Origin of the sequence: Streptomyces cupreus (assembly GCF_014257025.1) — a bacterium.
Classification (GTDB): domain Bacteria; phylum Actinomycetota; class Actinomycetes; order Streptomycetales; family Streptomycetaceae; genus Streptomyces; species Streptomyces cupreus.
This window is the reverse complement of the sequence record NZ_JACMSF010000011.1, coordinates 135,684-149,977: the sequence shown is the minus strand read 5'-3', so window position 1 is coordinate 149,977 and position 14,294 is coordinate 135,684. Positions and strand designations below refer to the sequence as shown.

13 protein-coding genes are annotated in these 14,294 nt (G+C 71.3%); 9 read left to right on the top strand and 4 right to left on the bottom strand.

What is annotated here, in order from left to right; translation table 11 throughout:
- Nucleotides 1-48: 48 nt before the first annotated feature.
- The 6 genes from H4N64_RS45040 to H4N64_RS13280 all read left to right on the top strand — a co-directional run bounded on the left by H4N64_RS45040 (nucleotide 49) and on the right by H4N64_RS13280 (nucleotide 6,936).
- A complete protein-coding gene (locus tag H4N64_RS45040) occupies nucleotides 49-294 on the top strand; it encodes a hypothetical protein (RefSeq protein WP_260859705.1) in 246 nt (81 codons plus the stop codon).
- 269 nt (nucleotides 295-563) lie between these two features.
- On the top strand, nucleotides 564-890 hold the full coding sequence (locus tag H4N64_RS45035; RefSeq protein WP_260859704.1) for a hypothetical protein: 327 nt from the start codon (nucleotides 564-566) through the stop codon (nucleotides 888-890).
- 844 nt (nucleotides 891-1,734) lie between these two features.
- Nucleotides 1,735-2,364 carry a GntR family transcriptional regulator gene (locus H4N64_RS13295; protein ID WP_186282475.1) on the top strand — a complete coding sequence of 210 codons (630 nt, stop codon included), beginning with the start codon at nucleotides 1,735-1,737 and terminating at the stop codon, nucleotides 2,362-2,364.
- A gap of 252 nt (nucleotides 2,365-2,616) precedes the next feature.
- Entirely contained in the window at nucleotides 2,617-5,319 is a 2,703-nt protein-coding gene (aceE, locus tag H4N64_RS13290) for a pyruvate dehydrogenase (acetyl-transferring), homodimeric type (protein ID WP_186282474.1), read from the top strand.
- Nucleotides 5,320-5,374: 55 nt separating this feature from the next.
- Complete coding sequence (locus H4N64_RS13285; RefSeq protein ID WP_186282473.1) at nucleotides 5,375-6,361, top strand: helix-turn-helix transcriptional regulator; 987 nt, start codon at nucleotides 5,375-5,377, stop codon at nucleotides 6,359-6,361.
- A gap of 56 nt (nucleotides 6,362-6,417) precedes the next feature.
- A complete protein-coding gene (locus tag H4N64_RS13280; RefSeq protein WP_186282505.1) occupies nucleotides 6,418-6,936 on the top strand; it encodes a DUF4240 domain-containing protein in 519 nt (172 codons plus the stop codon).
- Here the strand turns inward: H4N64_RS13280 and H4N64_RS13275 are convergent.
- Together H4N64_RS13275 and H4N64_RS13270 are read right to left on the bottom strand one after the other, a co-directional pair.
- Entirely contained in the window at nucleotides 6,933-7,121 is a 189-nt protein-coding gene (locus tag H4N64_RS13275) for a hypothetical protein (protein ID WP_186282472.1), read from the bottom strand. The genes H4N64_RS13280 and H4N64_RS13275 overlap by 4 nt on opposite strands.
- Nucleotides 7,122-7,418: 297 nt before the next feature.
- Nucleotides 7,419-8,234 carry a peptidoglycan recognition protein family protein gene (locus H4N64_RS13270; protein ID WP_260859703.1) on the bottom strand — a complete coding sequence of 272 codons (816 nt, stop codon included), beginning with the start codon at nucleotides 8,232-8,234 and terminating at the stop codon, nucleotides 7,419-7,421.
- Nucleotides 8,235-8,421: 187 nt separating this feature from the next.
- Here H4N64_RS13270 and H4N64_RS13265 point away from each other — a divergent pair, with 187 nt between their 5' ends.
- The gene (locus tag H4N64_RS13265; RefSeq protein WP_186282471.1) at nucleotides 8,422-9,606 is read left to right on the top strand and encodes a MarP family serine protease; all 1,185 of its coding nucleotides are present in this window, start codon (nucleotides 8,422-8,424) and stop codon (nucleotides 9,604-9,606) included.
- Between the two features lie 19 nt (nucleotides 9,607-9,625).
- Here H4N64_RS13265 and H4N64_RS13260 read toward each other — a convergent pair whose 3' ends face one another.
- Nucleotides 9,626-10,123: a GNAT family N-acetyltransferase gene (locus H4N64_RS13260; RefSeq protein ID WP_186282470.1), complete on the bottom strand. Its 498-nt coding sequence runs from the start codon at nucleotides 10,121-10,123 to the stop codon at nucleotides 9,626-9,628.
- A gap of 70 nt (nucleotides 10,124-10,193) precedes the next feature.
- Here H4N64_RS13260 and H4N64_RS13255 point away from each other — a divergent pair, with 70 nt between their 5' ends.
- Together H4N64_RS13255 and H4N64_RS13250 are read left to right on the top strand one after the other, a co-directional pair.
- Nucleotides 10,194-11,093, top strand: coding sequence for a TIGR01777 family oxidoreductase (locus tag H4N64_RS13255; protein WP_186282469.1), 900 nt, complete (start codon nucleotides 10,194-10,196; stop codon nucleotides 11,091-11,093).
- Nucleotides 11,094-11,261: 168 nt separating this feature from the next.
- Nucleotides 11,262-12,605, top strand: coding sequence for an FAD-dependent oxidoreductase (locus H4N64_RS13250; RefSeq protein WP_186282468.1), 1,344 nt, complete (start codon nucleotides 11,262-11,264; stop codon nucleotides 12,603-12,605).
- Nucleotides 12,606-12,658: 53 nt separating this feature from the next.
- On the opposite strand, the gene H4N64_RS13245 is transcribed toward H4N64_RS13250, so the two are convergent.
- Nucleotides 12,659-14,101, bottom strand: coding sequence for a regulator (locus H4N64_RS13245; protein WP_186282467.1), 1,443 nt, complete (start codon nucleotides 14,099-14,101; stop codon nucleotides 12,659-12,661).
- Nucleotides 14,102-14,294 lie beyond the last annotated feature (193 nt).

Sequence of the window (14,294 nt, the reverse complement as noted above, 5' to 3'; positions counted from 1 at the left end):
CTGTCCCGCTACCGTGAGTGAACTCACGCGCAACGGGGGAGCCGCCGCATGAAGCGCGCACCTGTCCATGACCTTGTGGTGGTGCTGCCGGGCATCATGGGGACCCGGCTGGCGAACGCCGACGGCGGCGCGGTCTGGGATGTGTCCGGGGGTGCGTTATGGCGAGCCCTGCACACTTTCAGCCGGTCGATGAAGGGATTACGGCTGCCGGTCGACATCGGCGACGACCACCCCGGCGACGGCATACTACGACTCCCTGCTCCGCTGGCTCGAACAGAATTTCACCCTGCGTAGCCGCCAGCCGAACGGCCCTCCCAACACCCCCGCGAACCTCGTGGAGTTCGGCTACGACTGGCGGCTCTCGTGCCGCTACAACGCGGGTCTGTTGAAGAGGCGCGTCGCGGAAGAACTGGAGCGTTGGCAGTCCTCGGCCCCGGAGCGCCGTAACGTCCGTGTCTCATCTGCCACTCGATGGGCGGGCTGGTGGCCCGGTTCTAGGTCGAGTGCCTCGGCGGCCATGAGGTCACCCGCTTGCCCGGTCTCTGCCCTCGCTGCATCAGCTGGTGCCGGACTACGCGTGCGTCTCGACGGCCGAGGGTCTCGTTCATGCCCGCGACCTCACGGGGCTGCCCGGCCCGGACGGAAGGCTCTTGGCCGACGCGCGCGACTTCCACGACGAGCTGCGCCGGGCGGCCGAGGCTCCCGGCCGCGACTCCCGAACCGACCTGGTGACGGTCGTGGGCGTCCGCCAGCCGACGGCGACGACCGGGGTGTACGCGGACGGTGTGCTGGTCCCCTCCTGGGAGATCGACGGGTGGACGAGGGCGGGGACGGCACGGTGCCGCGCTTGTCGGCTCGGCCGGCCAATACCGCCGGTACGGGGCATCTGATGACTACTTCGCTCACCTCCAACGAGCAGCACGGCTCGCTCCAGCACAACCGTGGAGTGCGGGATGCGTTGTTCGAGTGGCTCGGGCATCCGGCGCCGTTCCATCGCGGGTAGGAGGACATGGACATACCGGCGCTGAGCGTGCTGGCTCCGTCGTTGCTCGCGCATGGGGAGCCGTATGAGGTGGCGGTTTCGGCGCCCGGGCACGAAGAGCTGCTGGTGGTCGCTGAGCTGCGGCCGGCGGATGGGCGGGGCCCATCGTCCCGGTCGCTTCGGAACCTTGGGGGTGGGCGGTATCGGGGCGTTCTCCCTGCTCCGGAGGGCGGGGCTTATCGGTTGGCGGTACGGGTCGAGGGGCGCGCGGAGTCGACGGTTACCGCGCTGACGTTGGTGGGTGAGTCGGGTGAGTGAGCAGGGGATTCGGGGGACTGTTCTTGGGGTTGTGGTCCAGAGATACGAGAGTGGTTCATCTCTCGAACTCGCGGGGGCCAGCGACCAGTTGAGCGAACTCTGCTCGCTGTTGGAGGAGTACGGATATACGCCCACTGTGGTGGAGGATCCGAGCCGCGACGGCCTCAGCCGCGCACCGCACCGGGTGTCTTCGCCGAGGCCCTGCACCTCGTCGGCCCCGAGTACCGCGTGCCGCCCAAGCGGGACACCGTCAAGCCGCGAGGTGGTGGATTCTCCACGCGGCTGCGCAAAAAGCCGCTGCTCGGTGGCCCGGATGGTCGGCCGTAGCGTGTAAGTCTCGTCTCACCTGCACGAAAGCGTCCCTGTGCACCCCTACGGGACCCCAAGGCGGCCTTATTGTCTAAAACGTCAAACGCGCGCCCTAAGGAGCCCTCATGACCGCGCCCGTCGTCCACTCGCTGCGGGAACAGATCCGCGAGCACATCCTGGAAGGGATCATCAGCGGGCGCTGGCAGCCGGGTGAGCGGATCGTGGAGCGGCGGATCGCGACCGAGCTTGAGGTCAGCCAGACGCCGGTGCGTGAGGCGCTGCGTGAGCTGGAGTCGCTGCGGCTGATCGAGTCGGCGCCGAACAAGGGCGTGCGGGTCAGGAATCTGACCGCCGCCGATCTGGAGGAGAGCTACCCCGTGCGGGCCGGCCTGGAGGCCATCGCCGCGGAGCTGGCCGCGGAGCGGCTGGCGGAGGACTGCTCGGCGCTGGAGCCGCATGTCGCCGCGCTGTACGACGCCGACCGGGAGGCCGACGGTACCGCCCAGGTCCGGCACACCGTCGGCTTCCATCGGGAGCTGGTGCGGGCCGCCGGGAACTCCGTGCTGCTGCACACCTGGGAAGGGCTCGGCATCGAGGTCTTCACCGCGCTGTCGATCCGGTGGCTCGGGACCGTGCAGCAGTCGTACGCCGAAGAGCACGAGGAGCTCGTGCAGGCGTTTCGGAGGCGGGATCCCAGGATCGCGGAACTGGTCAAGGCTCACGTCCTCGGCTGCGCCCCGCGCCACGAGCCCTGAGCGGGGCCCCGCTCATACGTGGGCTCACCTGCGGAAACGCGAGTCACCCGGTGCCACCGCCGGAGGCACCCCGTGCCGACTTTCTCGCTGTCGAGAGGTTTTGCCCTTCACCCCTTTGATCGATCATCGATCAGGGAGTTACAGTCGCCGACGGGTCTGAACCGAGACCCACGCCCTGTCCTGCCAAAGACCAAGGGCACCCCCGAACCCTTACCGATGAGGGAACCCCCTTCGACTGAGGAAGGCGGCGACATGACCGACCCCTACGCCATCCAGTCCAGCGAGCTCGACCAGCTCCACGACCGGGACCCGGAGGAGACCGCCGAATGGCAGGCCTCCCTGGACGCGGTCGCCAAGGCGGCCGGCCCGCACCGTGCCGCGTACCTGATGCGCCGCACGCTGGAGCGCGCGGAGGGCACGGGCATCGCGCTGCCCAAGCTGCTGGAGACCGACTACCTCAACACCATCCCCACCGCCGCCGAGACAGCCGTCCCCGGTGACGAGGAGATGGAGCGGAAGATCACCGCCTGGAACCGCTGGAACGCGGCCGCCATGGTGACCCGCGGCAGCAAATACGGCGTCGGCGGCCATATCGCCACCTTCGCCTCCGCTGCCTGGCTGTACGAGACCGGCTTCAACCACTTCTTCAAGGGCAAGGAGGCCGACGGGTCCGGCGACCAGCTCTACATCCAGGGCCACGCCTCCCCCGGCATCTACGCCCGCGCCTTCCTCGACGGCCGGCTGAGCGAGCACCACCTCGACAAGTTCCGTCAGGAGGCCGGCGGCAACGGCCTCCCGTCGTACCCGCACCCGCGCCGCCTTCCCTGGCTGTGGGAGTTCCCGACCGTCTCGATGGGTCTCGGGCCGCTCTCCGCCATCTACCAGGCGCGATTCAACCGGTACCTCACCAACCGCGGCATCAAGGACGTCTCCGCCTCGCACGTGTGGGCGTTCCTCGGCGACGGCGAGATGGACGAGCCCGAGTCGACGGCAGCCCTCGCGCTCGCCGCCCGCGAGGAGCTGGACAACCTCACCTTCGTCATCAACTGCAACCTGCAGCGCCTCGACGGCCCGGTCCGCGCCAACTTCAAGATCGTGCAGGAGCTGGAGGCCCAGTTCCGCGGCGCCGGCTGGAACGTCATCAAGACGCTGTGGGGTACGGCGTGGGACGAGCTGTTCGCGCTCGACACCACCGGCGCGCTGGTACGCCGGCTGCGCGAGGTACCGGACGCGCAGGTCCAGACGTACCAGACGCGTGACGCCGCCTATATCCGCCAGGACTTCTTCGGCGCCGACCCGGCGCTCGTCGAGATGGCGAAGCTGCTGAGCGACGACAAGATCCTGGAGTGCTTCCACCTCTCGCGCGGTGGTCACGAGGCGCGCAAGGTGTACGCCGCGTACAAGGCAGCCGTCGAGCACAAGGGTGCGCCGACCGTGATCCTGGCCCAGACCGTCAAGGGCCACACCCTCGGCGAGGGCTTCGCGTCGAAGAACGCCAACCACCAGATGAAGAAGCTGACGGTGGACGAGTTCAAGACGATGCGTGATCTTCTTGAACTGCCCATCTCCGACAGCGACTTCGTCGACGGTGTGGTGCCCTACGGCCATCCCGGCGCCGACTCCCCCGAGGTCCGCTACCTCCAGGAGCGCCGCGCGGCCCTCGGCGGTCCCGCCCCGGCCCGTCGTACGCACGCGCTCGCCCCGCTGCCGGCGCCCGCCGAGAAGGCCTTCGCCTCCTTCGACAAGGGCTCCGGTTCGCAGAACGTCGCCACCACCATGGCCTTCGTCCGCCTCGTCAAGGACCTGGTCCGCGACAAGGAGTCAGGCAAGCGCTGGGTGCCGATCGTGCCCGACGAGGCGCGCACCTTCGGTATGGAGAGCCTGTTCCCGTCGCTGGGCATCTACTCGCCCAAGGGTCAGACGTACGAGCCGGTCGACCGTGACCAGCTGATGTACTACAAGGAGGCCAAGAACGGCCAGATCCTCAACGAGGGGATCACCGAGGCCGGTTCGATGGCCGACTTCATCGCCGCGTCCACCGCGTACGCGACGCACGGCGAGGCGATGATCCCGTTCTACATCTTCTACTCGATGTTCGGCTGGCAGCGCACGGCCGACCAGATGTGGCAGCTCGGCGACCAGCTCGGCCGCGGCTTCCTCGTCGGCGCCACCGCCGGTCGTACGACCCTGACCGGTGAGGGCCTCCAGCACGCCGACGGCCACTCCCCTGTTATCGCGGCCACCAACCCCGCCGCCCTCACCTACGACCCGGCCTTCGCCTACGAGGTCGCGGCCATCGTCAAGGACGGTCTGCGCCGGATGTACGGCGAGGCGGCGCCGGGTGAGGACCCGAACGTCTTCTACTACCTGACCGTATACAACGAGCCGCTGCCGCAGCCCGCCAAGCCGGCCGGGCTGGGTATCGACGAGGGCATCGTCAAGGGCCTGTACCGGTTCAACACGGCGGAGTCGGCGGGCGTGACCGTGCCTGCGAGCGCCCCGCGGATCCAGCTGCTGGGCTCCGGTACGGCGATCCACTGGGCGCTGAAGGCGCAGCGGATGCTCGCCGAGGAGTGGGGTGTCGCGGCCGACGTCTGGTCGGCGACGTCCTGGACGGAGCTGCGTCGGGACGCCCTGGAGGCGGACGCGGCGCTGCTGCGCGGCGAGGAGCGGGTGCCGTACGTCCGTCAGGCGCTGCAGGGTGCCGAGGGTCCGGTGCTCGCGGTCTCCGACTACATGCGGCAGGTCCCGGACCAGATCGCGCAGTGGGTCGAGCAGGACTGGTCCTCGCTGGGTGCCGACGGCTTCGGCCTCTCCGACACCCGTGAGGCGGCCCGCCGTCACTTCGGTGTCGACGCCGAGTCCATCGTGGTCGCGGCCCTGGCCCAGCTCGCGGGGCGCGGCGAGGCCAAGGCGACGGCGGTGAAGGAAGCGCGGGAGAAGTACGGCCTGTAAGACAGGACGTCAAGGAGGCCCTCACTTCGGTGGGGGCCTCCTGCATGATGGCCGTATGCGCGCTGCCCGTCTCATCAAGATGGTCCTGCTGCTCCAGTCCCGGCCCTCCATGACCGCGGCCGAGTTGGCGCTGGAGCTTGAGGTGTCCGAGCGGACCGTGACCCGGGATGCGCAGGCGCTGTCGGAGGCCGGGGTACCGGTGTATGCGGATCGGGGGCGGGCCGGGGGGTACCGGCTGATCGGCGGGTACCGGACGCGGCTGACGGGGCTGCATCGCAGCGAGGCCGAGGCGCTGTTCCTGTCCGGCGTGCCCGGGGCGCTGAGGGAGATGGGTCTTGAGGATGCCGCCTCCGCCGCGCGGCTCAAGGTGTCCGCCGCGCTGCTGCCGTCGCTGAAGGACGCCTCGCGGACCGCCTCCCAGCGGTTCCATCTCGACGCGCCCAACTGGTTCAAGGAGCCCGAGACGCCCGCGCTGCTGCCCGCCGTCGCGGAGGCCGTGTGGGACGACCGGCGGGTCCTCGCGGTGTACCGGCGGGGCGAGGGCGAGGTGCGGCGGGAGCTGGAACCGTACGGGCTCGTGCTGAAGGCCGGCGTCTGGTACCTGTGCGCGCGGGTCGCCGGGCACGGGACGTACCGCGTCTACCGCATAGACCGGTTCACCGCCGTCGAGGCCGACGAGGAGCGGTTCGCGCGGGACGAGGAGTTCGATCTGCCCGGCTTCTGGGAGGAGCGGGCCGGGCAGTTCGCACGGTCCATCCTGCGCGCCGAGGTGGTCGTACGGCTGTCTCCGGACGGTGCGCGCAGGCTGCCGTACGCCGTCGATCCGCAGGCCGCGCGGGAGGCGCTCGCGTTGGCGGGCGAGCCGGACGGGGACGGGTGGGTGACCGTGACATTGCCCGTGGAGTCCGAAGAGGTCGCGCACACCCAGCTCGCCTCGCTGGGCCCCGAGGCGGAGGTGCTGGCGCCCGAGAGCCTGCGGGCGCGCTGCGCGGCCGACGCGCTGCGTCTGGCGGCCCTGTACGGCACGCGGGATGCCCGATAACAATCCGCCACACTCCACGTGCGCCCCACCCGTCAAGGGCCGATGCTGGACCCGTGATGGACGAGACGGAGTTCTGGGAGCTGGTGGACGCCACGCGCGAGGCCGCCGAGGGCGACCCCGAGGAGCAGGCGGACCTGCTGGTGGACCGGCTGCTCCAGCTGGACCCCGAGATGATCCTGGACTTCGCCCGTCACTTCGAGGCCCGCTACAACCGCGCCTACACCTGGGACCTGTGGGGTGCCGCCTGGGTGCTGCTGGACGGCGCGAGCGACGACGCCTTCGATTTCTTCCGGTGCTGGCTGATCGGCCAGGGCCGGGAGGTGTACGAGGGCGGGGTGCACGATCCCGACTCGCTCGCCGATCTGCTGGACGAGTTCGACGAGGAGTTCGACGGCGACGGCGAGGAGCTCGGCTACGCGGCCGACGAGGCCTACGAGCAGCTCACCGGCACCGTCGCCCCGGACCTCGGCATCCCACCCGCCACCGCGGAACCGGAGGGCACCCCGGTCGACTTCGAGAACGAACGGGCACTGGCGGATCGTTACCCCAAGCTGTGGGAGCGGTTCCGGGACTAGAACCTTCGGCGGCTTGAGTCCGACGGGATGTACGCCTGCGTCTGGTCGACCTTCACGGCGTGGTGCGGCGGGGCCGCGTTGGCCTGGTCGAGGGCCGATGCCGTGACGGCGGCCGGTCCCAGGACGACGGTCGCGACCGCGCAGACGACCGTCCACACACGCCTGCCGCTCATGCTGCTGCTCATGATCCCCACCTCTGTTCGGCTTGTGGGCACGACGGTAGGGCGGCGGGATCTGAGCGGCCTGCGCACCGGCTGTGGCGTCCCTGTGAGCCTTGGAGCCTGTGTCACATCCCCGGTCGGATCAGCGCGCGGCGGCGATGGGGGTGCCCCCGCGCGAGTCGGCGAAGCCGTTCGAGCGTGGGGGAGGAGTCACGTGGGCGGTTCGGCAACGCGGCTGGGGGTCCCCCCTCTGGGGGAGTGCGTGCCAGGCGGCGGGCGCCCGGCCGGGGATGTGACACAGGCTCTCGGAGCCTGTGGCTCTCAGTGGCGGCCCTGGAGGCGGGCCGCGAGCTGTCGGATCTCGGGGAGGTGGGCGCTGAGGGCCGCGCCGGGGCAGCTGGTCATGTAGCCGTCGTTGTGCCCGGCGAGGGCGGGCAGGGTGGCTTTGGTGCCGCGCGCGTAGCGGCTGAGGCTGTTGCTGGAGACCAGGCGGACCTTCGCGCGCGGGTCGGTGCCGGACAGGCCCAGCTTCCAGGCGGCGAGCGCGGCGATGGAGTCGGTCATCGCCTTGGGCACCTCGGCGCCGGCGGTGAAGGTGCCGAGGGCGGCGATCCCGGCGGTGCGGTGGTTGAAGCCCTGGGTGTGGGCGCCGGTGACGGGGCGGTCGACGCCGCCCGCGCGGCCCTCGTAGATGGTGCCGCAGCGGTCGACGAGGAAGTTGTAGCCGATGTCGTCCCAGTCCCGGGGGCCCGTCTGGCCCGTGTACAGGTAGCGGATGATGCGGGGGGCCTCGGCACAGGCGTAGGCGTTGGGCGAGTCGGTGTGGTGGATGAAGACGGCGGCGACCTTGTCGTCGTAGCGCGGTGGCGGCTGTTCGCGCCGGATGTCCTGGTCGAGCCATTCCGAGCGCGGCACGATGGGCGGCCTGGTGGCGGTGTGCAGGGCTGAGCGGGACGCGAGGGGCCGTGCGGCCACCGTGGAGGGGCGCTCCACGCCGCTCGCGCACAGCGCCAGCGCCGTGACCGCGGCGAGTCCCGGCAGACAGCCGAGCGCGGCGAGCGCCGGGCCGGGTATTCGGCCGGTACGACGCCTTCGTGCCCCCCGCGATCTTCGGAAGGCCGGTCGGAAGACACGCATGGACCCACTGTCCGACGGATCCGCTCCGCCCGCGACGTGTGCGCTGCCACCGGGTGGAACCATCGTCATGGTCTGCGGCGTTTCCCGAGGTACACGCGCGCGTAGCTGATTTCCGCGGACACGCGCGCGTGGCTGATCACTGGGCCCGTTCCGTGCGTACTGGATGGTCCGAGAGAAAGGCGGCTCCGTGGACCTGCTCGACATCCTGCTGTTGCCGGCGATCCTCGCCTACGCGGCGTCCGGCTACCGGCGCGGTCTGGTCGCCGGGTGCGTCTCGCTCGCCGGGTTCGTGGGCGGCGCGGTCATCGGTGTGTGGGTGCTGCCGTGGGTCATGGAACTGGTGACGCCGGGGACGACGACGGCGACGGTGACCGCGGTGCTCACGGTGCTGGTCCCGGCGGCGGTGGGGCACGAGCTGGCGGGGCGTCTCGCGCTGCGGCTGCGCCGGGAGCTGGACCGGGGGCCGCTGAGGGTGGCCGACGGGATGGGCGGGGCGGTGGCCAACTCGGTGGCCGTGCTGATCGTGGCCTGGGTCGCGGCGAGCGTGCTGGCCGCGTCCTCCTCGCCGCTGCTGACGTCGGCGATCCGGGACTCCCGGCTGCTGGGGACCGTGCAGGACGCGATGCCGGACACCACTCCGGCCTGGTTCTCCAACGCCACCTCGGCGCTGACGCAGGCGGGCTTCCCGCAGGTGTTCAACCCGTTCGAGAACGAGTCGACCGCCGAGGTCGCCAGGCCCACCGGCGACAGCGTCACCGCCGCCGCCACCAACGCCGCCAAGCTGAGCACCGTCAAGATCGAGGGCGTCGCGGGCAGCCAGGGCCGCGAGGGCAGCGGCTTCGTGTACGTGCCCCGGCATGTGATGACCAATGCCCATGTGGTGGCCGGTCTCGACGAACCGAGCGTGCGGGTCGGCGGGGTGGGTCCGGCGTACGAGTCGCGGGTGGTGCTGTTCGACCCGGACAAGGACGTGGCGGTGCTGTACGTGCCCGACCTGCGGGCGCCGGTGCTGAAGTTCGACGATGATGCGGCCCGGGGCGACTCCGCGGTCGTCGCCGGTTATCCGCAGGACGGCGATCTGAACCTCCAGGCGGCCACCGTGGCCAACCGGGTGCGGGCGACGGGTCAGAACATCTACAACGACGAGACCGTGACCCGCGAGATCTACTCGATCCGCTCCACCGTCCGCCCGGGCAATTCCGGCGGCCCGCTGCTGACCGCCGAGGGCCGGGTGTACGGCGTGGTCTTCGCCCGCTCCACCTCCGACGACGAGACCGGCTATGTACTGACCGCGGCCGAGGTCGCCGAGGACGCCGAGCGGGCGGCGGGGGCGACGCGGGCGGTGGACACGGGCGAGCTGGTCACGTCGTAAGAGCCGGTGGCTCCAAGGGTCACAGAGCGCGCCCCATGACGATGTCGTCGACGTAGACGCCGTTCAGGCAGAACTCCTCGGGCAGCACGCCCTCCACCACGAACCCCTCGGACTCGTAGAGCTTTCGGGCCGGGGTGTTGTGGCCGAGGACGCGCAGGGTGAGCCGGCGGGCGCCGCGGCGGCGGGCCTCCTCGACGGCCGCCCGGATCAGCGCGCGTCCCACGCCGAGGCCGCGTGCCTCGGCGGAGACGGCGAGGCCCTGGATCTGCCGGACATGCGCGTTCGAGGCGAGCGGCGTGGGAAAGGCGAGCCGGATGTAGCCGACAACGCGGCGGTCGAGCTCGGCGACCAGATAGTCCTCGGGGGCGTGCCGCTCGTCGAAGAAAGCGCGGTACGGCGGTTGCGGGCGTGGCGTGACCGCGTGCAGCGTCGACCAGGTGTCACGGTCGAGCCGGGCCAGCTGCTCCTCGTCCTCGGGGAGGGCGATGCGTATGTGCGGCGACTGGGACTCGGGCATGTGGGTCACCTTACGGCGGCGACAGGCTGAGCTGACCAGGCATTTATCACCGCAGGAACAGGATGGGATCATGGAACTTTCAAGAATCGCGGTGGCCGGCGCGTCCGGGCTCATCGGCGGTGCCCTGCTGCGGTCCCTGAGGGCGGACGGGTTCGAGGTGGTGCGCCTGGTGCGGCGGGCGGCGCGGGCGCAGGACGAGGTCTGCTGGGACCCCGAGGCCGGTTATGTCGACGCGGCCGGGCTCGCCGGATGCGACGCAGTGCTCAACTTCGCGGGGGCCGGGGTGGGTTCGCGGCGCTGGACGGACGCGTACAAGAAACGGATCCGGTCCAGCCGGGTGCAGGGCACGGCGGCGCTCGCGGAGGCCATGGCGTCGCTGCCCGAGCCGCCGCGGGTGTTCGTCAACGGCAGCGCGATCGGCTATTACGGCGAGACCGGCGACCGGGTCGTCGACGAGAGCGCGCCGCACGGGCAGGGCTTTCTGCCCGAGCTGTGCGTGGAGTGGGAGGGGGCGGCGGCACCCGCGGAGCGGGCCGGCGTGCGGACGGTGTTCGTGCGCACGGGTCTGGTGGTGGCCCGGCAGGGCGGGGCCTGGGGGCGGCTGTTCCCGCTGTTCAAGGCGGGGCTCGGCGGGCGGATGGGCGACGGGAGCCAGTACTGGTCGTACGTCTCGCTGCACGACGAGGTGGCGGCGATCCGGCATCTGATGGCGGCCGACGGTCTTTCGGGGCCGTTCAACGTGACCGCGCCCGAACCGCTGACGAACCGTGAGATCACCGCGGCGATGGGGCGCGTGCTGCACCGGCCGACGCTGTTCACGGTGCCGGCGCCGGTGCTGCGGGCGGTGCTCGGGGAGATGGCCGGGGATGTGCTCGGCAGTGCGCGGGTGGTGCCGAAGCGGCTGCTGGAGTCGGGGTTCAGCTTCGCGTTCCCCGACATCGAGGGGGCCGTACGGGCCGCACTGTCATGACGTACGGCCGGCTGCCTGTCCGTATGCGACCGTTGTGCGACCGTGCCCTGTCGATGCGCGACTTCCCCTGACCGATCACGGCCCTAACCTCGACGCGAACTCGGGTATCCCCGGAGCCTGTTGGGGGCATGACGTCTCCACCGGCCGCGCAACGTCGAGGAGGGGCACGTGCTTGAGCCCGCGTACCAGGCGGACGTCGTCGTGGTGGGAGCCGGGATCGCCGGCCTCGCCGCAGCGCATCGGCTGACCAGCGCAGGAATGACCGTCACAGTCCTGGAGGCCGCCCATGACGTGGGCGGCCGTATGTCGACCGAGAAGGTCGACGGCTTCCGGCTCGACCGGATCGGGCAGCTGATGTCCACGTCGTATCCCGAGCTACGGCTGACGCCGGGACTCGATGTGCTCGCCCTGTCCGCCTTCGACCCGGGGGTGCTGCTGCACAGCGACGGACGACACCATCGCGTGGGCGCTCCGGCGCCCCAGGGTGGCGCGAGGGGCGCACTCCACGCGGTGCGCGCCTTGGCGAGCGCCCCCCGTCCTGTCTCGGCGCCGCGCGCGCCGCTGGGCACGGCGGTCGACCAGGCGCGGCTCGCCGCCGCGCTGGCCCGGCTCGCGGGCACGCCGGTCGAACGCCTGCTGGCCCGCCCCGAGTCGACGGCCGGTCAGTCGCTGACGGCCCGTGGTCTTCCGGCCCGCACGGCCGACGGCTTCCTACGGCCGCTGCTGTCGGCCCTGTTGTGCGATCCGGAGCTGACGGCTTCCAGCCGGTGCGCGGATCTGGCGCTGCACTCCTTCGCGAGCGGGCGGTTGTGTGTGCCGGAGGGGGGCGCGGAGATGCTGCCTCAGCTCCTGGCACGGTCGCTGCCCGCGGGGAGCGTGCATACGGGGGTGCGGGTCACCTCGGTCTCCACGACCTCGGTGACCACGGCGGAGCACGGGGAGATACGGTGCCGGGCGGTTCTGCTGGCCACCGGCGCGCGCACCGCGGCCGAGCTGCTGCCGGGACTTCGAGTGCCGGACTTCCACCCGGTGACGGTGGTCCACCACACGACGGACGAGCCGCCGGCCACGGGCGCCGCGCTGCTGCTGGACGCCGACAGGGGCGGCCCGGTCGCGCACACGGCGGTGGTCAGCGCGGTGGACCCGACCCGGGCCCCTGCGGGCCGGGGGCTGGTGTCGTCGACGGTCCTGGGCAGACCACCGGCGGACATCGATACGGCGGTCCGCACGCACCTCGCCCGCCTGTACGGCACGTCCACAGCCCGCTGGGAAACCCTGGCGGTACACCACACAGCAGACGCGGTCCCGTCCATGCGGCCCCCGCACGATCCCCACCGCCCGGTACGCCTCCTGGCGGGTCTGTACGTCTGCGGCGACCACCGCGACACCAGCACGATCCAGGGCGCCCTCCACTCGGCCCACCGAGCGGCGACATCGATCGCGACAGACCTGGAAGCGACGGGCTCGCTCCACAGGACCGACCCCCTGCCGACGGTACCGAGGGCGGCGTAGGGCAGGTTCGGCACCGCCGGTCAGGAACGTCGGCCGGCGGTGCCGCACCCCCCTCAGCCCAGGGCCGCCACCTTGTCGCGATAGCCCCTCACCGGGGCCGCGTCCTTGTACGGTTCCAGCCTGCGTTCGAAGTCCCTGATGTACTCCACCGCCCGTACCGAGCGCATCTCAGCCGCCTGGACCGCCGCTTCCGCTCCCAGGGCGCAGGCCTGGTCGAGTTCGCCGAGGCCCAGACGGGCGGAGGCGAGGACCACGCGGCAGAACAGGCGGCTGCGGGCGAAGGCGGGGGCGCGGAGTTGGAGCGAGCGTTCCGCGTGCTGGGCCGCGGCCCGGAACTGTTGCAGGTCGCGGTGGCAGTGGCCGAACTCGTCCGCCAGTTGCGCCTCGTCGAAGAAGCGAGCCCAGTGCGGGACCTCGTCGCCGGGCCGGGCCGCCTCCAGCGCGCGCTCGGCGCGGACCAGGGACGCCGTGCCCGCCCGTACCTCCCCCAGCACGGCGTGCCCGCGCGCCTCGGCCGCGTGCAGCAGCGCCTGGACGGTGGGCGGGGCGGTCGTACCGACGCCCTGCTGGGCCACCCGCGCGAGCTGCACCGCCTCCCGCCCGTGCCCGAGATAGACGGCCTGCCTGCTCATCGTGACCAGCACATACGAGCCGTACGCCCGGTCCCCCGCCGCCTGGGCAAGACGGAGCGACTGGACGTAGTACCGCTGCGCGAGCCCGTGGGCTGCGATGTCGTACGACGTCCAGCCCGCGAGCCGGGTCAGATCGGCGGCCGCGGCGAACAGACGGCGGCCGGTCTGCTCGCCGTAGGTGCCGCGCAGCATCGGCTCGCACTCGTGCTCCAGGTAGCGCACGAGGGCCTGGCGGGCGTGGCCGCCGCCGTACATGTTGTCCAGGGTGCGGAAGAGCTCGCCGACCGAGCGCAGCGCGTCGATGTCGCCCCCGGTGACCCTCTGGCCGGGGCCGCGCTCTGCCTGGCCGCGCTGCCGGGGCACCGAGGGACGGCTCTGCACCCGCACCGGCACCCGCACCGGCGCCTCGCCGTGCGCGACCTTGTCGTCGGCCCGGCCGATCAGCCAGTCCCGGCTGGGCACCACGAGCCCGGCCGGGGTGAACGCGATCTTGCGCAGCTCGGCATGACTGCCGGAGTCCTTGCGCCACAGACCGCTGACGATGTCGACGGCCTCCTCGGGCGTCGCGGCGAACTCCAGACCCGCGTAGACGGGCGCGCAGGCGTCCAGGCCGAGGTCCTGGGCGGTGAGCCGGCGGCCGAGCCGACGGGTGAAGACCTCGGCGATGAGGGCGGGGGTGGTGCCGCGCGGCTGCTGTCCGCGCAGCCAGCGGGTCACGGATGTCTTGTCGTATCTCAGGTCCAGCCCGTGTTCGAGTCCGAGCTGGTCCACGCGACGGGCGAGACCCGCGTTGGAGAACCCCGCTTCTGCGATGAGCGCGGCGAGCTGGCGGTTGGGAGTGCGCTGCGCGGGTCGTTCCGTCATCTGCGGTGCGGTCTCCTGCCTTCCAGGCCTTTGACTTGCCCGGATTGCCTGTGAGCAGCCCTTATGGCCTCTGCGAACGGCGCGAATGTAGCGGAGAGTGAGCAAGTGATCGCACATTTCGTCACCCGTTCATCCGATCGTGTGAGGATTGACCCCGGGGCTGACGCTCGACCGGCAGTCGTACAGTGGCGTA